The following is a 19,877-nucleotide window of genomic DNA, read 5'->3' as shown; positions in this document are numbered from 1 at the left end:
ATTATTTGGTGTTCAACTTCGAAATCGCATCCTGAATTCCTCCTCCGGCAACAGTGAAAAATGATGGTCCGGCCAGCAGAATCAGTTTTTTTAATTTCATTTTGTCGGATAGGTGCTGAGTATTTAAATAAGATTGTGCACGATAGGCATCAAAAGCACCCAAAACCACATTTTCTGCCACTAAAGCGGTTGGAGAATCAATTCCGGCATCTTTGATATCACTGGCAAATGATACGGTGTGTACCTGCAGTTTCAAAGCTTCTCTCATCGCAACACTTCCTACTTCTTTCATGAGCCCGGCATCAAAAGAATTCCTGTTTCCGAGCCCGATCAGCAATAATTTCCCGGAGGCAAGGCTTCCTTTCGGAGGATTAATTAATAAGGTTTCCAACGCATGTCCTTTGAATTGTCCTTTTTTGCGGACTTCTGTAATAATTCCTTTGAGTGCTTCATCCAGGTGAACCATACCGTTCAGTTCTTTGGGAAGCGCCGGTGGATTGAAAATATCCCCTTCCGCATACTCGAAAACGCAGGCGATCTGTAAATCTGCCTTGGCGGCAGAAGGTCCCTGTACCAGCCCTACAACAGAAATTCCGTCAACAGTTCCCCATATTTTTGAGGTCCCAATAGCTGTTTTTTCTGCGACAGCCTGTGCTGAAACGAAATTGGTTCCTGCAGTTGCCAACACCAATGCTGTAAAGAGTGTTTTTGACCAATTGATGTATTTTGAAATTGAATTTTGCATAATAAATGATTTAGTAATAATTAAAATTTGAATCCCAGCCTGATATTCCAGAAAACACCGCTTTTTGCATCCTGAATGATATCTTCAATAAAAGGTCCTTTATGGAAATACTGAAGTCCGCTCACCAAAGAGAAATGTTTGTTGAAATTATAGGTGAAACTGATTAAATAAGCCGTTCCGATATATCTTTTATCTGAGCTGCTTCCGGGACGGTTCAATGCGCCGCTTGGCCGGTAAACTCCGTCGTTCAGGGAATATCGCCAGTTGAAGACAACATCCATCTGCATTTTGAGTTTGGAAGTCAGATCCAGGGTTATATACGGGTGAATATCAATTAAATTGACAGGTCCCACCTGCGGACTGAAGCCGAAATACCCTCCTTTCGGATATAAAGGATTAAATGTATTGAGCTTTCCGTCGTTTTTAGAATGATCTCCTGAGATATAATCGTTTCTCAGATTGATGCTTGGGCTGAATGTAAGGTTTTCAAAGAGATATCCTACATCCACAGAGCCCGTCCAGGCACTGATTTTTTCGTTTCCGAAGCTTCCGAACTGATAGGCAGCTTCCAGGTTATAAATAAATCCGCCGCCATATTTCCATAGTCTTCCGCCGACGGTATGTCGTTTTTCTCTGTCTGTTCCTGCTTCGAAAACAGATTCATCTCTACGGATTCCGAGGTAATACAGATCCAGATTTCCAGCTTCAGGAATAATAATTTTGGAATAAAGCCCCCAAAGATTAAGCTGTTTTGAAATGGTATTATCAAAAACTCCGGTATTGACAGAGTCTGCCATCATCGCAAAAGCATCTACGGAAACATTTTTATAGGAATACATGATTTTAGCTCCTGTAAAAGACAACCTTGCATTCGGTCCTTCCCTTACAGAAATTAATCTGCCGGAACCGTAGTCCAGCTCCTGCCTTCCCAGTCTCACTATCAACTTCTGATTTTCCTTATTCACCAAACCTGCATCCAGAAAGAGATTCTGAATACTCAGCTGGTCTTCATCAATGCCTCTTGAACCGTTTTTTCTCCCATTCTGCAAAGCACTTCTGATCTGTGAAAATATTCTGAGGTTTTTCCCGAAATGCCAGTCTGCATGAAGATCATAGCGCTGGAGAAAAAAGTCGTTGTGCCCTATGTTAAGCCTGCCCCAATCTTCATTGTTGAAATCCACATATTCATACCTTGCTTCGCCACCCAATGAGAGATAAATATCTTTTTTTTCATTGAGAGGGAGATATTTAATGTTATCATAAAAGCTTTTGGTGGAATCTTTCAGGTATTCATAATTTTCATCATACCTCAGAAGCTTAAAACTCTGGGATGAAAACGTTTCAGAACATAAAAGAACCGTCATGATAAAAGCTTTTAAAAACAGTATTGAAGGTGCAGATTTCAACATTGAAAATGGTATATAGATTTTAATGATTCAGCATATGGTGGGCATAGTGGATCCCTAATCCGTACGAAGCACCATATTTTTTCATAAGGTCAGTTACAGGACCATAGGTCTCCTGGCGCGCCCAATCTCTCTGAAGCTCAAGGATATACTGAATGGAAGTCATAGGCTTTACTCCTGAATGAATCATTCTCTGTACGGCTCTTTCGTGTGCCTCATCACTTACATCTCCGCAGGCATCGGTAATGACATACACGTCATAGCCTTCCTCAAGAGCAGATAAAGCTGGTCCTACGATACATACACCTGTCCAAAGTCCTGCGAAAACCAGTTTTTGCTTCTGGGTTCCTGTAATGGCTTTATAAGCAGCTTCATCTTCCCATGTATTCATGGTTGTTCTGTCGATATATCCTGAAGTTGCCATAGGAAATGCTTCTTCAATTTCCGGGAAAACAGGACCTGAAAAGCTTTGTTCGGCAACTGTGGTAACGACAGTCGGAACATTGAATATTTTGGATGCTCCACACAGTACCGCAACATTATTGCGCAGCTCATTCATAGAGATACTTTTGGTTGCAAATGCCATTTGTCCTTCAAAATCAATCAGTACCAATGCATGGTTTTCAGGAGAAAGTAGTTTTGATGATGGTTTCATAAAGTTTATTTTTATTTAAATAATTTGGGTTACGTTAATTGGATGATAGTTTTCTGATGAGTTCTGTACTTACAGTATCGGCATAGATTCCGTAAGCGCTCGTCAGGATGCCTTTTACAGAATACTTGTCGGAAGCGATGCCATAGACAACTTTTTCATCTCCCTGATCGGTATCTCCTTCAAAGCGGAATGTGTATCGTATTTTAAAATCTTCCGGAGAGACATCAAGAAAACTATTGAGCCTGATGCAATCATTTTTAAGATTAAAATCTTCTGTATATCCGTTTTGATTAAGCCACTGAACGGCCTCAGTCAACGTATCAAAAGCTGGCTGTATCGTATTCATTTATAGGGAATGCTGATTATTCTGTGATAAAAGCTAAAATATCTTTATTGATGGTTGGATGCTCTGTAGTCGGCATACCGTGAGGGAAACCTGGATACGTGATCAGTTTTCCGTTCTTTAGTAATTTGGCTGATTTTATTGCTGAATTTTCAATTGGTACAATCTGGTCATCCTCACCGTGAAGAACCAATACCGGAATATCCACAGCTTTTAAATCTTCGGTTAAATCTGTTTCTGAAAAGGCTTTGATTCCATCATAATGAGCTACGATTCCGCCCATCAGTCCCTGTCGCCACCAGTTTCTCTGTACTCCGTCTTTTACATCAGCACCTTCTCTGTTGTAGCCATAGAATGGAATAGTAAGATCATAATAAAACTGGTTTCTGTTGTTCATTGTCTGTTCTCTGATGTTGTCGAAAACTTCCATAGGAACGCCATCAGGATTGTTCTCACTTTTCACCATTACCGGTGGAATGGCACTGATCAGAACCGCTTTCTTAGCTCTTCCATTGGAATATTTATTCACATAACGGATCACTTCTCCACCACCTGTTGAGTGCCCGATGTGTACAACATCTTTCAGGTCTAAAAATTCAACCAGTTCTGCGGCATCAGAAGCGTATTGCTCAATAGTATGATTGTAGATATTCTGGCTGGAACGTCCGTGGCCCCTTCTGTCGTGGGTAACCACTCTGTAGCCTTTTTGTAAAAAGAAAATCACCTGTGCATCCCAGTCATCAGATGATAAAGGCCATCCGTGGTGAAACATTAATACCGGGCCTTGTCCCTGATCTTTGTAAAAAATTTCTGTTCCGTCTTTTAATGTTAATGTGCTCATTGCTGTAGTATTTTTTGAATTAAACTTATGAGCATAATGCCAAAAAACAACCCAAAACAATAAAGCAATTGGTTTTCAATATATTATTAAAAACAGTTTGCAAATTACACTACGAAATATCGTAGTTTTATGATTCATCCCTTACTATTTATATAAAAAACATATAAAATTTAACAATAGAAACAGTCCAAATTGAAGCTTGCCACGATTAAAAACAAAAAAATCAGACCTAAGTCTGACTTTATTTTTAATAAATAATATTAATATCTTAATCTGCTGAAAATTGCTGTGACAGCCGCTATTCCGCTTTTATTTGTGACAGATCAAGGCCCATTTTTGTAAATTCTTCCTGCCCTTTATCAGTAATATAATAGTGACGGTCTGAAGGATTTGCTTTGGCAATCCAGCCTTTCTCAACGAACTGATCTAAAAGAAGCTGTCCTAATTTTCCGCCGATGTGCTCATAGCAGACCTTAGCGGGTTTTCTGCCGGTTGATGTATTCATATTATTAGTTTATTAGTTTAATTGGTGTTATCTGGATGTACTAATTCAAATGCAGATAATCCTTAATGGTTTTCAGAACTCCAAAGCTGTCATTGGTGCATGCTTCAAAATTGGCTACCTGTTTTACATTCGGATGGGCATTTTGCATGGCGTAAGAATATTTGGCATTCTTCAGCATTTCTATATCGTTCATATAATCTCCGAAAGCCATCGTATTTTCAGGAGAGATGCCCAGCGATTTCTGAAGGATTTTCAGCGCATTTCCTTTATTGATATCTTTATTCATCACATCCAGCCAATGCGCTCCTGAAACCACTATTTCCAAACCGAATTCCTCAAATTTTTTAAGGGCCGGATACAGATGTTTTTCAGAACCTTCCGGGTGATAGACTGCTATTTTAAAGGCGGTATCATCAATTTTCTCCGTCAGGTCATCCTTCTTCATGTTTTCAGTATAGTATTTGGAGAAAAAGTCTACAAACTGCTGATCTTCGGTTTCGTAATACGCCATTTTTTTAGCTGATAATACAGCTTTGGCACCGGGTATTTCACGGACCGCTTTAATGATGTCAACAATATATTTGTATTCAAGGGTATCAGCGAAAAGCTCCTGGTCTTTATAGATCACGTAACCTCCGTTTTCAGCAATAAAACCGATCTCACTTTCTATTTCTCCGAAATAATGGGTAATACCCGGCATCTGTCTTCCGCTTGCGGGTACAAATACAATATTTCTTTTTTTCAGTTCTTTATAAACTTCTGAAAACTCAGGGCTCATTTCATGGCTGGAGTTGAGAAACGTCCCGTCCATGTCCGTCACAATTAATTTAATCTGTTCCATAATTTTATTGGGAAAAGCGAAATTCTGTACCTGGCAGCATCATAATTTGCTTATTCTTTTCAAAGATATTGATTTATTATTTTTTCTTGTAATGAATGATGGAAAGGTTTCTTAATATTGTGGCACTTTGTTCCGGGGTAATGTCCCGTTGAGGCTCAGCCAGCATTTCGTATCCTACCATAAATTTTTTAACTTCCGCACTTCTGAGCAGCGGAGGATAAAAGTGCATGTGAAAATGCCATTCCGGATGTTCTTTTCCGTCTGTCGGAGATTGGTGAATTCCTGCAGAATAAGGAAATGACGTTTCAAAAAGGTTGTCATATATTGTGGTCAGATCCTTGAGTACAGCCGCAAAAGATTCTTTTTCTACTTCAGAAAATTCCGCAATATTTTCTCTTTTCTGTTTGCTGATTATCATTGTTTCGTATGGCCACGACGCCCAAAACGGTACCAAAGCAGCAAAGTGTTCATTTTCTGTGACGATGCGCTCACCAGCCGCGATTTCCTTCTCAAGATAATCTTCCAGTAATGTTCTTTTATTCTTTTCAAAATACAATTTCAGCTGATCCTGGGTTTTCTGAACCATGGCAGGAATGGACGATTGCGCCCATATCTGACCATGTGGATGAGGGTTGCTGCAGCCCATAATGCTTCCTTTATTTTCAAAAATCTGAACATAATTGATATGATCCAGAGCGGCCAGCTCATTGAACTGCTCCTGCCATACATCCACTACATTTTTAATATGTTCCACAGACATTTCCGGTAAGGTAAGGCTGTGATTTTCGGAAAAACAAACTACCCTGTTGATACCGCGTTCCGGAAGAAGGGTAAAAAATCCGGATTGTTTTTCGGAAAATTCAACTTCTTCATTCAGCAATGCTCCAAAATCATTGTTAAAGACATAGGTTCCCTTGTATTCAGGGTTTCGGTCTCCGTTCGCACGGATATTTCCTGAACAGAGATAGCAGTCCGGATCGTATCCGGGACGGTTTTCTTCTGCTGTTTCTTCTCTCTGCCCCTGCCATGGCCGGTTTGCCCGTTGTGGAGAAACCAGTATCCATTCATCCAAAAGAGGATTGTATCTTCTGTGGGGATGTTTTTTAGGGTCAAATGATGTATTCATTGTTATATTTTTTTATTCCGTCTGAAATTTTAACCTGGTAAACTTTCATCTGAATATTAAAATGTTCGAAATATTTTTCACTGATAGCCTGCATTACTTCTTCAGCTTTATTTTCTTTAATGAGGTTGATACTACAGCCTCCGAAACCGCCTCCCATCATTCTTGCTCCCAGCACGCCTTCCTGCTTTAATGTGTTTTCAACCAAAAAATCAAGCTCATCACAGCTGACCTCAAATTCAGTGGACAGCCCGGCATGGGTTTCCCTGAGAAGTGTTCCCAGATATTCAATATTTCCTTCCGAAATTGCTTTGGCCGCCATTTCTACCCTTTTAATCTCGTTCAGTAAGTAAAGACATCTTTTGTATGAAACACTTCCCATCTCGTCTTTTAAACTGTCAAGCATAGTCGTGGTAAAATCTCTGAACTTTTTTACTTCAGGGAATTTTTTCCATAAGACTTTTTTTCCATGTTCTACATCTTTACGTCTTTCATTATAACCGGATGTCAGATGGGTATGCTTTACACAGCTGTCAAAAAGCAGCAGGCTGTATCCCTTAAGGTCTGCATCAAAATATTGATGTTCCAGGGAATGACAATCAAGCATAATGACTTTATCTTCCTTTCCGAAAACGGAGGCAAACTGATCCATAATTCCGCACTGAACTCCGGCAAAAGTATGCTCTGATTTTTGCCCGATCACCGCAATTTCTTTTTTGGTAAGGTGCAAATCAAAAAGTTCATTGAGGATATAGGCAAACCCACATTCAAGAGCAGCTGACGAAGAAAGCCCGGATCCCATCGGAATGGTACTGCTGAAAACAATTTCCATTCCGCAAAACTGGTTTTCCGAATTTTGCAACTGGCTGAAAACGCCCAGAATATAGTTCATCCACATCTGTTGAACCGGTTTTACCTCTTTTGTAACATCAAATATATATTCTTCTCCAAGATCTTGGGCTATGATGGTACAAAGGTTTGTCTGAGGGAGTTTACGGACAGCAAAACAGATGTATTTATCTATCGCAGCGGGTAATACAAAGCCGTCGCTATAGTCTACATGCTCACCGATAATATTAATTCTCCCGGGAGAAAGGAAAATACGTTCAGGCTCTTCTTTGAATTCGGTCCTAAACTTTTGCAGGGTTGGGTTAATTAACTGTTCATGCATATCAATCTTATCTGATCAAACAGATCCTTGGGATCTTAAGTATAAAACTACTGAATTTATAACAGAGAAATTATACTTTTAAACATTGTTTATAAGTGTTAAATATACACTTATATTTCAATACATTCCAACAAAGTACTTGATTTTAAAGCCCGAATGTAAATTATTCCATAAAATAGTTGAATTCTTTCCTGTACTGAGAAGGGCTTTTACTGATATATTCTTTAAAAGTCCTGTTAAAATAGCTGAAGTTATTGAACCCCGATTCAAAGCAGACTTCCGTAATACTCAAAGGCTGTTCTGCAAGCAATTTGAGGGCATGGGTAATTCTGTATTCGTTGACAAACTGCGTAAAGGTTTTATTGGTAATTTTTTTAAAGTAGCGACAAAAAGAAGGTACTTTCATATTGGCAAGATCAGCCATTTCTTCGAGGGTTATAGCTTCCTTGAAATGGTCTTTAACGTAATTGAATATGAGATTGATCCTTTCATTGTCTTCAATCTGTGTCTGAAGGTAATATTTTCCTGCATTTAAAATTCTGTAATCCTGGGTAACAGACAGTTCATCCAATATTTTCAGAAATCTGCACAATTTGTCCAGTGAGGAAGTTTCATGCATCTCAGTAATCTCTTTTCCGATTTTTCTCTTCACCTCTTCCCCGAACACAATGCCAGCTTTTGATTTTTCCAGTAAAGCCGAAATCCTCTGCATCTCCGGTATATCCCAGACAGGTTCTCCTAAAAAGTCAGGTTTAAACTGAATGACCATTTCATACTCATTATGTGTACTTTCATTGGTCAGTCCGCAATGTGGAAGATTGCTTCCGATCAGCACAAGATCTCCTTCTGAAAAATAAGAAATACTGCTTCCAATCTGTCTTTTCCCAGAACCTTTGCATACAAAGATCAGCTCAATCTCAGGATGGTAATGCCAGACATGGGATTTTATATTCTCATTGGTGAGAAATTTAAGGCTGGTAAAGCTGCTTCCTATATTGGGCCTTATCGCTTCAAAAGAAGGATTTACATGTTTCATACTCTAAAAACAAATAATTTCATATGCAAAATTAACAAATAATACACCAATAACACCAAACAAGGTTAATATAGTACATTAATATGAAAATTTAATTATAGCCTGGGAACTGTTGCTGCCATAACTTTGCAGTAGTAATTCTAAAAGCCTTAACCCATGAGCACATTATTAAAAGCTGTATTTTTTGCAGGAACCTTCTTGTTCTCCGCAAATGTAATGAGTAAGGACAGAGATTTTTCCCTTTCCTTTGGAAATGTACAGGCCAAAACGTTAAACTTTGAGCTTTCAAATGCTAAAAGTGTTTCTGTTTTTGTCTACAACACTGCACATGACGAGCTGTTTTCTGAAAATCTTGCAGATGGAGACCATGTGATGAAGACTTATGATTTTCAAAGCTTTACACCGGGAACGTATTATCTGGTAGCAGAATCAGAAGCCAAGATAGAGAAATACAAAATCAAAATTGGTGCTGATAATGTAATGGAGGTGGAAAAAACACCTGTAAGCGCTATGCATAAGCCTGAATATACTATTTCCGGACATATGGCAAAGCTTCACATGTCTGATGTTAAAGGTCCTGTAAGCATTTCAGTATATGACCTTTCCAATACAACCTATTATACTTCAAACAAAAAATATGCTGACGGCAAAGTGGATCTCACTTTTGATCTTGATCCTAAAACAGCAGATCAATACATTATCCAGGTTGAAGAAAACGGAAATGTTTTTAATAAGATAATTTCTCTCCGATAAAACGGAATATATACAGATAGATTGACCTATCGATGATTCCAATTATTTTGGATTAAAATTTTACTTACAGTTTATTGTTTTGAGGCAGCTCCATTTCCGACCAGGAAAAAGAGCTGCCTCATTTTTTAATTGTGATGCCCCATGTCCAATTTGATCTTTTTCAGATCTTCCAGCTCATGAACAGGACGTTCTATGTCGTATGGAATAGGCTTTTTGGAAAAAGTCTGGAAATACAGCAGGCAGGCATCTTTCCACCATACCGCATCTTTTGACTGAATTCTGAGCTTTGACTGAACATCTGCAAACCTCTGTTTGTCTATATAAGGTTCCATTCTTTCCCAGGTTTTCTGATAATCCCTTACCTTTTTCACCCCGGAATCATACGTATAACACAGCTCGTCCCATAGGGTTTTCCCATCTTTCATCGTATAATCCCAAGGAACATGATGAAACCACAGAATAAGATTTTCCGGGCAGGTTGAGATATTGCCATATCTTTCATTAAGTGGCGGAAAATACTGTGAAACAGCATTACTTCCTGTTTTTGTTCTGTTGAAACCCAATCCCTGAGCATCAGCCTGATGGTAATATACAGGTGACCAATCCGGCCTTCCGCCTTTATAATCTCCCCACGGTTCAGGGCCGTAATGATGTCCTCCCGCAAAGATATGGTGCAATCCTAAAGGCATCATATAATCTACAGCAGTTTCTCTGGAAGAAAGCATGATTTCCTTTACCGGGTTCAGGAAGTTCTGATCATCTGTGAAGGTCATTTTAATCCATTCATCGGCAATCTGCTCTGAACTCAGCTGATGATTCCATGCTAATCTCCCGAATGCATACCAGTTGGACTGTGCAAAATGATGCCCGGTCCAGTTGGTGTCTTCCCCGATATTGGCAACGGCAGAAATGGCTGTCAATTTTGCGGGTCTTAACGTACCGTCTGTTATTTTAGAGATTGTGGAGCCCTGGCCGTCAGAATAGGTGTCACTATCCAGTGTTTCCTTGAATAAAGGAGCCAGAAAAACAAGATGATTTGAAAAGCCCAGATATTCCTGGGTGATCTGAAACTCTACCATTTCAGAAGTCTTTCTTAAAGCTCCGAAAAGCGGATTAAACGCTTCACGCGGCTGAAAATCAACCGGGCCATTTTTGATCTGAATGATCACATTATCCCTGAATTTACCGTCCAGAGGAACAAATTCCAGATAAGCCTGTTTAGCTCTGTCGTCTTTGCTAGGACTGTAGACAAAGGCTCTCCACATGACGATTCCGTTGTAAGGTTTCAGGGCATCAGCCATCATATTGGCTCCGTCTGCATGGGTTCTTCCGTAATCCTGAGGACCCGGCTGCCCTTCGGAATTGGCTTTTACCAGAAATCCGCCGAAATCGGGAATTAACCTGTAAATTTCAGCTGCTTTATCTTTCCACCATTTTTGTACGTCTTTATTCAACGGATCTGAATTTTGTAATCCGCCCAGCACTTTAGGTGAAGAAAAATTCACGGAAAGATATACCTTAATGCCATAAGGTCTGAAAATATCGGCCAGAACCTTTACTTTTTTAAGATAGTCTTCCCTAAGCATATTGGGTGATGCATTCACGTTATTTAAAACAACGGAATTGATTCCTACAGAAGCATTGGCTCTTGCATATTCTTCATAGCGCGGAGAAATTTTACCGGGTAAATCTTCCCATTTCCAAAGTGATCTTCCTGCGTATCCTCTTTCAATACTTCCATCCAGGTTGTCCCAATGGTCCAGAACTCTTACATCGTATGATGGTTTTTCAATAGTATTTAAATGAGACAGATCGGCTTTTGTCTGCTGCCATCGTAAGATATGATAGACTCCGTACAACAATCCTATTTCTTTGCCTGCAGAAATAACGATTTTTTCAGGGGAGGAAACAATCCGGTAACCGTCTTTCAGGTTTTTGTCTTTGTTTTCTGTACGAAGTTCCACCGCCTGCCCCTGCCAGTGGCTGCTCAGCTCTTTTCTGGCAATATTCAGGGTTGGACTACTGCCTTTGGAAATAATTTGATCTGCCGATATTCCGTTTTTTGCAGGAAACCGAAGCCAGAGCTGACTTCCGTCCTCCGCGAAAACCAATAACGGAAATATCAGAAAAAATAGAATGTTGAATCTCAGATATCGCATTGAAAAATTTTAAGTTATTAAAGATGATTATGACTGGTTTTCCAAACCTTCAATCGTCTTAATTTTACCTTCCAGATCGTATTCCAGTTCTATTACTTTCATACTTCTCAGCCATGTTTTGCCACCACTCGGAACAGAATCATGGAAAAACAGATACCATTTTCCTTTAAACTCCACGATGCTGTGATGGGTTGTCCATCCTACCACCGGGGTAAGAATTTCCCCCTGAAAAGTAAACGGCCCGTAAGGGTTATCCCCGGTTGCATAGCAAATCAAGTGAGTGTCTCCTGTTGAATAAGAGAAATAATATTTACCGTTGTACTGATGCATCCATGATGCCTCAAAAAAGCGGTGTTTGTCACCATGAAGCAATGGTTTTCCGTTTTCATCGATGATAACCACATCTTTAGGAGCTTCAGCAAATTCAAGCATATCATCGCTTAGCAGAGCTACCTTTGAGTGGATTGCAGGTTCATCATTTTCGGGAATTACAGCAGATTCAAGTGCTTTATTATCTCTGTAGCGCTGCAATTGTCCGCCCCAGATTCCTCCGAAATACATATAATATTTGCCTTTATCTTCAAAAATGCAGGGATCGATGCTGTAACTTCCCATCATCGGATGTTTCTCAGGGATGAAAGGTCCGTAAGGTTTATCGCTCACAGCGACACCGATCCTGAAAATGTCATTCTGATCTTTAAGAGGAAAGTACATATAATATTTGCCGTCTTTAAAGGCCACATCGCAATCCCAAAGCTGTCTCCCCGCCCATGGAATATCTTTTACCGAAAGGACTACACCATGGTCTTTTATGTCTCCGCTGTCCACATCATCCATTGAGAAAACATGATAATCATTCATGTCGAAATGATCTCCGTTATCGTTTTCTTCAATTCCACTTTCGCGGTCGTGAGAAGGATAGATATAGATTTTATCTTCAAAAACGTGAACGGAAGGGTCTGCCATATAATCTTCCGGGAATAAATATTTTGATTTTTTCATTAAGTAAAAATTCTATTGATTTTAATTTTTCTCTGCCAGCTTTATTATTTTTTGTACTACAGGTTTTTCCTTGTCTTTCCTGTCAAACAGTAACGGATAATCAGTTCTTCCTTTCACCGGGAAATCATTTTTCCAGGATTGTTTGTCGGTAACGCCCCACAAGGTTACTCTTCTTATTTTGTCTTTATGTTGTAAGAACAAACCAAAGAAATCAAGGTAACGCTTTTCCCATTTTGTTTCTACTTCTTTGGGAAGTCCTTTGGTGTAAGGATTCATTTCTTTCTGATAAGCAACGGTATCCGAAACATTGGCGGAGCTTCCCCATGGAGAAGGCAGCGCACTGATTTCAAGTTCTGTGATATTAACCTTAACTCCTGCATTAGAATAGGCAAGAATCGCTTTCTCATATTCATCGATAGAAGGGTTATCCATCCCGACATGGGCCTGCATTCCTACCCCATCAATACGGATTCCTCTTGATTTAAGTTTTTCAACCATTTTAATGACTGTTTTTACCTTTTCCGGATACCATTCATTATAATCGTTGTAATATAATTCTGCATTGGGATCAGCTTCCTGTGCATACTGAAATGCCAAAGGGATAAAATCTTCACCCAGGATTTCATAAAACTTACTTTTTCTGTAAGTTCCGTCTTCAAGAATCGCTTCATTGACCACATCCCACCCTTTTACTTTTCCTTTGTAGCGTGAAACTACGGTTGTAATGTGGCTTTTCATGCGCTGTTTCAATACTTCCGGAGAAACATCTTTTCCGTTGCTGTCTTCAAAAAACCATTTTGGAAGCTGGGAATGCCAGATTAACGTATGCCCGATGATGAACATATTATTTTTCATCCCGAATTCAACAAATTTATCGGCATCATCAAAAAAGAACTTTCCTTCCTGAGGCTGCAGAAACATCGATTTCATGCAATTTTCAGCAACAATAGAGCTGAATTGTTTTTTGATAATCGCTGCAGCTTTCTGATCTGTCCCGTCAATCTGTGGAAGACTCATCGCGGTCCCGATATAGAATTTATCCTGAAATGCTTTTTTTAAAGTACCGTCGGATTTCTGCGCCGACAGCCCGGAAGCGGTAAGAGCCGCCAAACCAATTAAAATACGTTTCATAGTAATCGTTTTATTTTCTTCTTTCAGCCAGATCTTTTTCAATCTGAACTTCCATTTTTTTGTTGATTTTGTAAAATAAAAGCAGTCCGCACGCAATGAAAAACGGTATGGACGGGAAAATACTCACAAGCATTTTGGCTCCTGCTGCCACTGTTTCAGGCTGAATAACCTGTTCGCTCCCGTGTACAGAAATATATCCGTATTTTCCTATAATCAAAGCTACCAGAGAGCTTCCGATGCTGAGACCCACTTTCAATCCTACCATCATGGCAGAAAAGATAATAGCGGTAGCCCTGCGGTTATTTTTCCATTCCGAATAATCGGCCACATCAGCAATCATAGCCCATAAAAGCGGTGTGCTGATTCCGTAAAAGAAGCCATGTAAAATCTGTGATAAAAACATAATTCCTACTGCTTTCGGAGGATAAAATATAAAAGCGAGGATGAATAATGTAGAAATGAATAATGACGCAATAAAAGTGTCCCGTTTTCCAAATCGGTCTGCCAGTTTTTTAGAGAAAGTAATCCCTACGATCATCATCACAATTCCTCCTGCATTAAACAATCCGAAACCTGCAGACTTTGGGTCTTCCCCGAAGAAATTCATCCCTGCAGAATTAAAAAATGCTGTAATAGGTGAAATAAAATTCTTCAGGGCATTCTCATCCACATAATTGTTAAAATAATATACGTAAGATCCCCCTTTCATGGCCAGCGTGATGAATATAAATGCGGTCACGGTGAGCATAATAATCCATGGTCTGTTTTGAAATAAGTCTTTTAAATCTTCTTTCAGACTTGATTTCTGCTCCGGCTTGGGAATGATTCTTTCTTTGGTAGTAAAAAAGGTAATCAGTAACATGACGGATCCGATCACAGCCAGCCATGTCATAACAGTCTCGATTCCCTGTGCTTTATCTCCGTGTCCAACATACAGAATGATAGGAAGCATAAATACCTGTACAAAAAACTGTGCAAACATCACCGCTACAAAACGGTACGAAGAAATACTGTTTCTTTCTCCCATATCTCCAGTGATAACACCGCTCAGAGCAGCATACGGTAAGTTATTGGATGCATACAATAACAGTAATAATGAATAGGTAACCGCAGCATAGATCATTTTACCCTGATAGGAAAAGTGAGGCGTGCTGAAAGCCAAAAGTGCTGCAATACCAAGCGGTACAGCGGTAAATAAAATCCATGGACGGAATTTCCCCCATCGTGAGCTTGTACGGTCTGCCAGCGCTCCGATAAGCGGATTAAAGCCAAACCCGGCAATTAATCCTACAGTAAGGGTAATAACAGAAGCATCTTCTGCTTTGAGTCCGTAAATATCTGTATAAAAATAGGTCAGGTAGGTCACTAAGGTCTGAAAAACAAGGTTGGCTGCCAGATCTCCCAGGCTATACCCTACTTTTTCTATTACCGATATTTTTTGAGGCTGATTATCCATTGATTTTAATAAGGTTTTCTATGTTAAATTAATTTTTTTCTGTTGTAAAAGGTGATGCAGGAAGCCCGCTTTTGTTTTTAAGATTACCGTCAGGGTTATCTGCCCAGTCGTAGCGTACATTGACAGGGCTTGTGATCTGATCATTCCATACCATGACTTTATTTCCTTTTGCTTCTGCTTTTGCCCACTGATAGCTGCCGTCTTTCTGCTGTATGGCAAAACCTTTAAGGCTTCCCTGTACCAGATCATCTGTCCCGGGTTTAAAGGATAAAATAATGACATTCTCTTCCGTTTTCATTGACTGATAAATGGGTCCGTCAGCTATGATTTTTTTACCTTCTCCGATTTTCAGTGCCTGTAAAGCAAGTCTGTCACCCACTGCTTTTTTATTGAGCGGGTGAATGTCATTCCATTCTCCCAAATCAATAGCTACAGCAAGTCCCGTATAAGGAACATTGAGAGAAACCTGTCTCTGCTGCTCTCTTAACTCAGCCCAACCACTATCCAGAGGTTCATCTTTTTTCTCCATGAAATTAGCCAGCTGTACAATCAGGAATGGCATATCTTTTTTGTTCCACTTTGAACGCCAGTCTGAGATCATGGTTGACAGCAAATCTCCGTATTCTTTTGGTTTTCCGGTATTGCTTTCACCCTGATACCAGATAAATCCTTTGATTTTATAATTGATCAGCGGGTTAATCATCGCATTGTAAAGCCCTACCGGTTTCCAGCGGATAAATGTTTGTCCGGGAGCCATTTTTTCCATTTTTGCTCCTATTTTATATTTCCACTCGCCTTTAAGGTCTGTTTTTTGTCCATTGATTTCCAGATAATATGGCTTATCAGCAATAAACTGTCCTTTTCCGCTGCCATTGATGACTCTTACCGTGATGATATTCTTTCCTTCTTTTAAAACACCTTTGGGAATGTCGTACCAGCGTGGCGGATATTCATAGGTTACATTGCCTACTTTTATTCCATTGATGTAAGTAATATCAGCATCTTTTATCCTTCCCAGATTTAAAAAAGCTGTTTTCTGATCCACTCCTTTGGGAAGAATAATTTCTTTACGGAACCATACCGAACCGTCAAACGGGCCTTCCTGATCTTCCCATGATCCCGGAACAATCATGGTTTTCCATCCGGAATCATTGGCGTTATCTTTTTCCCAATGCTGGTTGAAACCAATGTCGCTCTGGTCCAGCTCTGCATACCATGCTTTGCTTAATGATCTTTCCTGGGATTCTGTAGATTGTATCAACTCATCATTTTTCCATTTTTCTGCTTCAGCAAGATATTCCGGATATTTTTTCAGTGATTTTTCATCCATCCAGGCCTGAACCGGAGAACCTCCCAGACTGGTATGAATAATGCCTACAGGCACTTTATTCTTTTCATTCAGTTCTTTGGCGAAAAAATAAGCAACCCCTGAAAAATTAAGGATGGTCTGAGGATTTGTACTTTCCCACTTTCCTCCGTCAAGATCATTTTGCGGCGCTTTAAAATTGTATTTCTGCGGAACCGTGAAGAATCTTATATTCTGATTATTGGCGTTTTTAATTTCATCTCCATACAAAGGTGTGAGCCTGCGCATCGGAAGTTCCATATTGGATTGTCCTGAAGCTACCCACACATCACCAATAAGAATATCTTTTAGGGTAATCTCATTAATTGTCATGATATACGGACCTCCCGCAGTAAGCTTTGGAAGCATAAGAGACCAGTTGCCATTTTGGTCAGCTGCTGCATGGTACGTTTTATTGATAAATTTAACCGTAATTTTTTCTCCTGCATCTGCATATCCCCAGATTTTCAGATCCTGATTCCTCTGTAGGATCATTCCGTCTGAAACCAAAGCAGGCAGCCTTACTTTTGCATAAAAGCTGCAAATGCCTGCAAGAAAAAATAATAAGTATAAGATTCTGTTTTTCATGGGAAAAATCTGTTTTTAATTTTGGTTAAGCTTTATTTCTTTTCGTAATTTTCTGACAGTATACGGACTTCAATGATTTTAGCGGTCATCAATTTTTCATCCGCCAGGAATTTTACGGTAAGATTTTCTTTATTCTTTTCTGAATCCGGTATCGGAAGGAGCAGATATTGAGGTGAAGCTCCGGACTTCCCTTCCAGATTTTGAGCAATGATTTTTTTACCGTTGATCTCAATATTCAACGTACGATTGTTATTGGCATCAAAATACAGCAGGTAAAGGAATGAAGCGTTTTTTCCGTTATTTTTCATCCGGTAACTGAACCAGCTTTTGGATTCACGGAAATGATGGTCTTCCATATACCCTGTGCCGGAGTCTTTGCTTTCTATAAAATGATCTGATTCCGGCTGCTGTTCGCCCAGCTGGATCTTATCTGCCGTGATCATATCCAGGTTTCTGGTTTCAGCTTCTTCTTTTGCCCTTTGCTTCAATGTATTTTCTATTCCGTTTTTGTCCGACTGTGGCCAGTACAGAATATATCTTTCTGCCTGAATACTGTAAAACGGCACAAGACTTAAGCCTTTTCCGAATTTTTCAGCCGGATAAAGTCCTGTAATGGCAAAGTTGAGCGGTCCATTGTTGGAGGGCTTAACATGATTGACAACCTCGGAGGAATTCCCAAGGATAACCGGAATTTCATTTAAAGGGATCTGCGGACCATGAGCAATATGGCCTCCTCTGCTATCGTCCGCAAGAAGTCCCTGTTGGTTTTCGGCTCCGTATGTTGCAGCAAGCACTACAGGCCCGTATTTAAATGCATAATAATTGGAATGGTCAGGCAGCTGTTCTGCGGAGATATGCATGGGTAAAATCATTTTTACGACATCTCCCTTTTTCCATTTTTTAGTAAGGGTAAAATAACCGTCAGAACCGCGCTGTACTTTTTCCTGTTTTCCGTTGATCAGAATTTGTACTTCTGAAGGTGTCGTCCATTCCGGACATCTTAGTTTTACATCAAATTCTGACTTCCCTGCAGCATCAAAGATCAATGTTGTTTCAGGAACTTCCGGGAAGTTATTGACTTGACGGAGCACTACATTTTGCTCTTTCCATGTTAGTGTGGAAGGGATAAACAGGTTTACATATAAATCCTTATCCGACTTTGCATAAATCATTTCTCCATATTTCGCATGGTTTTCCATTCCGGATCCTACGCAGCACCAGAAGCTGGTCTGAGGCTGTGAATATACACGATAATGCCCGGGACGCATTGGGGTAAAATACACGAAGCCTCCCTGCTCATGATTTTCTGTGGAAAGGATATGATTGTATAATGCTCTTTCGTAATAATCAATGTAGTAAGATGCTGGCAGGGTTGCATAAAGCTCTTTAGTGAGTTTGAGCATATTGTATGTATTGCAAGTTTCCGGACCTTCAATACTTTTTATCATGCTGCTGAAATCATTGACAGGGTTAAAATGCTCACTCACACTGTTACCTCCAATAACTGAAGATCTTTTCTCTGTAACATTATGCCAGAAAAAATCAGCGGCATTACTCCAGGACGTATTATTTTCAAGATCGGCAATCCGTTTATATCCGATTACTTTTGGAATTTGTGTATTGGCATGAAGTCCTGTCAGCTTATCTTCACCTGCTAAAAGCGGTGTAAGGATAGTCTGATGGGAAAAGCGGTGAGCCAGTTTCAGATATTTCCGGTCATGGGTGATCTCATACACATCTGCAAAAACTTCGTTGAGTCCTCCATGTTCACTGCGCAGCATATCCTGAATCTGTTCATCGGAAAGGCCTGATACTTCATTCAACATCCAATCTGTCAGTCTGATCAGCATTGTTTTTGCTTTTTCATTTTTCGCATACCAATAGGCATCGCGTAATCCTGAGTACAGCTTATGAATATTATATAATGGAACCCAGCGGTCATTCAAACCGAAGCCTGAAGCACGAATGTTTCCCTGTTTTATTTCTTTCCAGATCTTTTTCCCGTCGGGAATTCCTGAAATGTATCCGTCCGGAGAGATATTCTGGCAGCGTGCCAGTTCACTGATCATGTAATCAATTCTCTGTTGTATTGCCCGATCTCCTGTAGAGGCATACATCAGGGATAATGCGGAAATGTAATGTCCTCCTATGTGGCCGTCCAACCCTGTGTTTTCCCAATTGGGATAATTGTCTGCTTTGGGTTTCAGTCCGGCTTCTTTAAGGTAAGGAGCCAGCAATCTGTCCGGTTCCATGGCCATGATATATTGACGGTCTGCCATCATAGCTTTACTGAAAATACTTTCTGATAATTTTACAGTTTCCAAAGGGAAATAATGAATTTTTTTCTTCACCTGTGCAGAGGTAAATGAAACAAAACATAATAAAATAACTGAAAGTTTTGAAGTCATGGATAAATGTTAATTCAACATTTCTAAAATAATGGAAAGAATCTATATACAAAACATTTCTAACGTCTGATTCAGTTATTTTTTTATTTAAAACTTTCTACAAAGCCCTGAAAATAGCAAAAAACGCAGTAGCTTATCATAAAAAATAAGATATTAAAATAACAAAAAAACAAAGCTGTAAAATCATATGATTCCCTATGAAAATGAGTTGAGAATATATTTTGATAAAAAAACCAACGATATACTGAATACCTTATCGTATTTTTAACAGTAAGCCTCTTTACTTAATTATTATTAACATTAAATCTAATTTTAACACAACTTTAACATTCCATTCATGTATAATTAACCTGATTTTTGTGATAATTT

At 39.5% G+C, this 19,877-nt stretch carries 17 protein-coding genes; 1 reads left to right on the top strand and 16 read right to left on the bottom strand.

Features of this window, described 5'->3' with window-relative positions; translation table 11 throughout:
- Nucleotide 1: 1 nt before the first annotated feature.
- The 10 genes from FB551_RS05370 to FB551_RS05325 all read right to left on the bottom strand — a co-directional run bounded on the left by FB551_RS05370 (nucleotide 2) and on the right by FB551_RS05325 (nucleotide 8,666).
- Nucleotides 2–745: a M17 family peptidase N-terminal domain-containing protein gene (locus tag FB551_RS05370; RefSeq protein WP_142015764.1), complete on the bottom strand. Its 744-nt coding sequence runs from the start codon at nucleotides 743–745 to the stop codon at nucleotides 2–4.
- A 20-nt stretch (nucleotides 746–765) separates the two neighbouring features.
- Nucleotides 766–2,109: an alginate export family protein gene (locus FB551_RS05365; RefSeq protein ID WP_226798623.1), complete on the bottom strand. Its 1,344-nt coding sequence runs from the start codon at nucleotides 2,107–2,109 to the stop codon at nucleotides 766–768.
- A 64-nt stretch (nucleotides 2,110–2,173) separates the two neighbouring features.
- Complete coding sequence (locus FB551_RS05360; protein ID WP_047430847.1) at nucleotides 2,174–2,806, bottom strand: hydrolase; 633 nt, start codon at nucleotides 2,804–2,806, stop codon at nucleotides 2,174–2,176.
- Between the two features lie 34 nt (nucleotides 2,807–2,840).
- Nucleotides 2,841–3,152, bottom strand: coding sequence for a phosphoribosylpyrophosphate synthetase (locus tag FB551_RS05355; RefSeq protein WP_142015759.1), 312 nt, complete (start codon nucleotides 3,150–3,152; stop codon nucleotides 2,841–2,843).
- A gap of 16 nt (nucleotides 3,153–3,168) precedes the next feature.
- Nucleotides 3,169–3,990 (bottom strand): alpha/beta fold hydrolase, encoded by an 822-nt coding sequence (locus tag FB551_RS05350; protein WP_142015756.1) that lies wholly within the window; start codon nucleotides 3,988–3,990, stop codon nucleotides 3,169–3,171.
- A gap of 298 nt (nucleotides 3,991–4,288) precedes the next feature.
- Nucleotides 4,289–4,495 carry an ArsR family transcriptional regulator gene (locus tag FB551_RS05345; RefSeq protein ID WP_142015753.1) on the bottom strand — a complete coding sequence of 69 codons (207 nt, stop codon included), beginning with the start codon at nucleotides 4,493–4,495 and terminating at the stop codon, nucleotides 4,289–4,291.
- A 40-nt stretch (nucleotides 4,496–4,535) separates the two neighbouring features.
- Nucleotides 4,536–5,336: a Cof-type HAD-IIB family hydrolase gene (locus tag FB551_RS05340; protein WP_002978750.1), complete on the bottom strand. Its 801-nt coding sequence runs from the start codon at nucleotides 5,334–5,336 to the stop codon at nucleotides 4,536–4,538.
- A 76-nt stretch (nucleotides 5,337–5,412) separates the two neighbouring features.
- Nucleotides 5,413–6,462: a UDP-glucose--hexose-1-phosphate uridylyltransferase gene (locus tag FB551_RS05335; protein ID WP_142015751.1), complete on the bottom strand. Its 1,050-nt coding sequence runs from the start codon at nucleotides 6,460–6,462 to the stop codon at nucleotides 5,413–5,415.
- The gene (gene galK, locus FB551_RS05330; RefSeq protein WP_142015748.1) at nucleotides 6,446–7,630 is read right to left on the bottom strand and encodes a galactokinase; all 1,185 of its coding nucleotides are present in this window, start codon (nucleotides 7,628–7,630) and stop codon (nucleotides 6,446–6,448) included. The genes FB551_RS05335 and galK overlap by 17 nt, the downstream gene beginning before the upstream one ends.
- A 163-nt stretch (nucleotides 7,631–7,793) precedes the next feature.
- Nucleotides 7,794–8,666 carry an AraC family transcriptional regulator gene (locus tag FB551_RS05325; RefSeq protein ID WP_142015745.1) on the bottom strand — a complete coding sequence of 291 codons (873 nt, stop codon included), beginning with the start codon at nucleotides 8,664–8,666 and terminating at the stop codon, nucleotides 7,794–7,796.
- Nucleotides 8,667–8,822: 156 nt separating this feature from the next.
- Between FB551_RS05325 and FB551_RS05320 the strand changes: the two genes are divergently transcribed.
- The gene (locus FB551_RS05320) at nucleotides 8,823–9,419 is read left to right on the top strand and encodes a hypothetical protein (protein ID WP_142015743.1); all 597 of its coding nucleotides are present in this window, start codon (nucleotides 8,823–8,825) and stop codon (nucleotides 9,417–9,419) included.
- Between the two features lie 125 nt (nucleotides 9,420–9,544).
- Here the strand turns inward: FB551_RS05320 and FB551_RS05315 are convergent, their stop codons facing one another.
- Genes FB551_RS05315 through FB551_RS05290 form a run of 6 tightly spaced genes read right to left on the bottom strand, consistent with a single transcriptional unit; the run spans nucleotide 9,545 to nucleotide 19,508 of the window.
- Entirely contained in the window at nucleotides 9,545–11,578 is a 2,034-nt protein-coding gene (locus FB551_RS05315; RefSeq protein ID WP_142015741.1) for an alpha-glucuronidase, read from the bottom strand.
- Between the two features lie 27 nt (nucleotides 11,579–11,605).
- Nucleotides 11,606–12,580, bottom strand: a complete 975-nt coding sequence (locus tag FB551_RS05310) for a glycoside hydrolase family 43 protein (protein ID WP_142015738.1) — start codon at nucleotides 12,578–12,580, stop codon at nucleotides 11,606–11,608.
- A 21-nt stretch (nucleotides 12,581–12,601) separates the two neighbouring features.
- The gene (locus FB551_RS05305; protein WP_142015735.1) at nucleotides 12,602–13,711 is read right to left on the bottom strand and encodes an endo-1,4-beta-xylanase; all 1,110 of its coding nucleotides are present in this window, start codon (nucleotides 13,709–13,711) and stop codon (nucleotides 12,602–12,604) included.
- Nucleotides 13,712–13,721: 10 nt separating this feature from the next.
- Entirely contained in the window at nucleotides 13,722–15,167 is a 1,446-nt protein-coding gene (locus tag FB551_RS05300) for an MFS transporter (protein ID WP_142015732.1), read from the bottom strand.
- A gap of 28 nt (nucleotides 15,168–15,195) precedes the next feature.
- The gene (locus tag FB551_RS05295) at nucleotides 15,196–17,100 is read right to left on the bottom strand and encodes a sialate O-acetylesterase (RefSeq protein ID WP_142015729.1); all 1,905 of its coding nucleotides are present in this window, start codon (nucleotides 17,098–17,100) and stop codon (nucleotides 15,196–15,198) included.
- Between the two features lie 32 nt (nucleotides 17,101–17,132).
- Complete coding sequence (locus FB551_RS05290; RefSeq protein ID WP_142015726.1) at nucleotides 17,133–19,508, bottom strand: glycoside hydrolase family 127 protein; 2,376 nt, start codon at nucleotides 19,506–19,508, stop codon at nucleotides 17,133–17,135.
- Nucleotides 19,509–19,877: the final 369 nt, after the last annotated feature.

The organism is Chryseobacterium aquifrigidense (assembly GCF_006716485.1).
Lineage (GTDB): Bacteria > Bacteroidota > Bacteroidia > Flavobacteriales > Weeksellaceae > Chryseobacterium > Chryseobacterium vietnamense.
Note: the sequence above shows the minus strand (reverse complement) of the source record. Positions and strands in the feature narration are given on the sequence as shown.

Coding starts and splice junctions, on each gene's coding strand:
- FB551_RS05310 (WP_142015738.1), bottom strand. CDS start 12,580: ATGAAAAAATCAAAATATTTATTCCCGGAAGATTATATGGCAGACCCT.
- FB551_RS05360 (WP_047430847.1), bottom strand. CDS start 2,806: ATGAAACCATCATCAAAACTACTTTCTCCTGAAAACCATGCATTGGTA.
- FB551_RS05295 (WP_142015729.1), bottom strand. CDS start 17,100: ATGAAAAACAGAATCTTATACTTATTATTTTTTCTTGCAGGCATTTGC.
- FB551_RS05370 (WP_142015764.1), bottom strand. CDS start 745: ATGCAAAATTCAATTTCAAAATACATCAATTGGTCAAAAACACTCTTT.
- galK (WP_142015748.1), bottom strand. CDS start 7,630: ATGCATGAACAGTTAATTAACCCAACCCTGCAAAAGTTTAGGACCGAA.
- FB551_RS05320 (WP_142015743.1), top strand. CDS start 8,823: ATGAGCACATTATTAAAAGCTGTATTTTTTGCAGGAACCTTCTTGTTC.
- FB551_RS05345 (WP_142015753.1), bottom strand. CDS start 4,495: ATGAATACATCAACCGGCAGAAAACCCGCTAAGGTCTGCTATGAGCAC.
- FB551_RS05325 (WP_142015745.1), bottom strand. CDS start 8,666: ATGAAACATGTAAATCCTTCTTTTGAAGCGATAAGGCCCAATATAGGA.
- FB551_RS05290 (WP_142015726.1), bottom strand. CDS start 19,508: ATGACTTCAAAACTTTCAGTTATTTTATTATGTTTTGTTTCATTTACC.
- FB551_RS05365 (WP_226798623.1), bottom strand. CDS start 2,109: ATGACGGTTCTTTTATGTTCTGAAACGTTTTCATCCCAGAGTTTTAAG.
- FB551_RS05355 (WP_142015759.1), bottom strand. CDS start 3,152: ATGAATACGATACAGCCAGCTTTTGATACGTTGACTGAGGCCGTTCAG.
- FB551_RS05315 (WP_142015741.1), bottom strand. CDS start 11,578: ATGCGATATCTGAGATTCAACATTCTATTTTTTCTGATATTTCCGTTA.
- FB551_RS05335 (WP_142015751.1), bottom strand. CDS start 6,462: ATGAATACATCATTTGACCCTAAAAAACATCCCCACAGAAGATACAAT.
- FB551_RS05340 (WP_002978750.1), bottom strand. CDS start 5,336: ATGGAACAGATTAAATTAATTGTGACGGACATGGACGGGACGTTTCTC.
- FB551_RS05305 (WP_142015735.1), bottom strand. CDS start 13,711: ATGAAACGTATTTTAATTGGTTTGGCGGCTCTTACCGCTTCCGGGCTG.
- FB551_RS05350 (WP_142015756.1), bottom strand. CDS start 3,990: ATGAGCACATTAACATTAAAAGACGGAACAGAAATTTTTTACAAAGAT.
- FB551_RS05300 (WP_142015732.1), bottom strand. CDS start 15,167: ATGGATAATCAGCCTCAAAAAATATCGGTAATAGAAAAAGTAGGGTAT.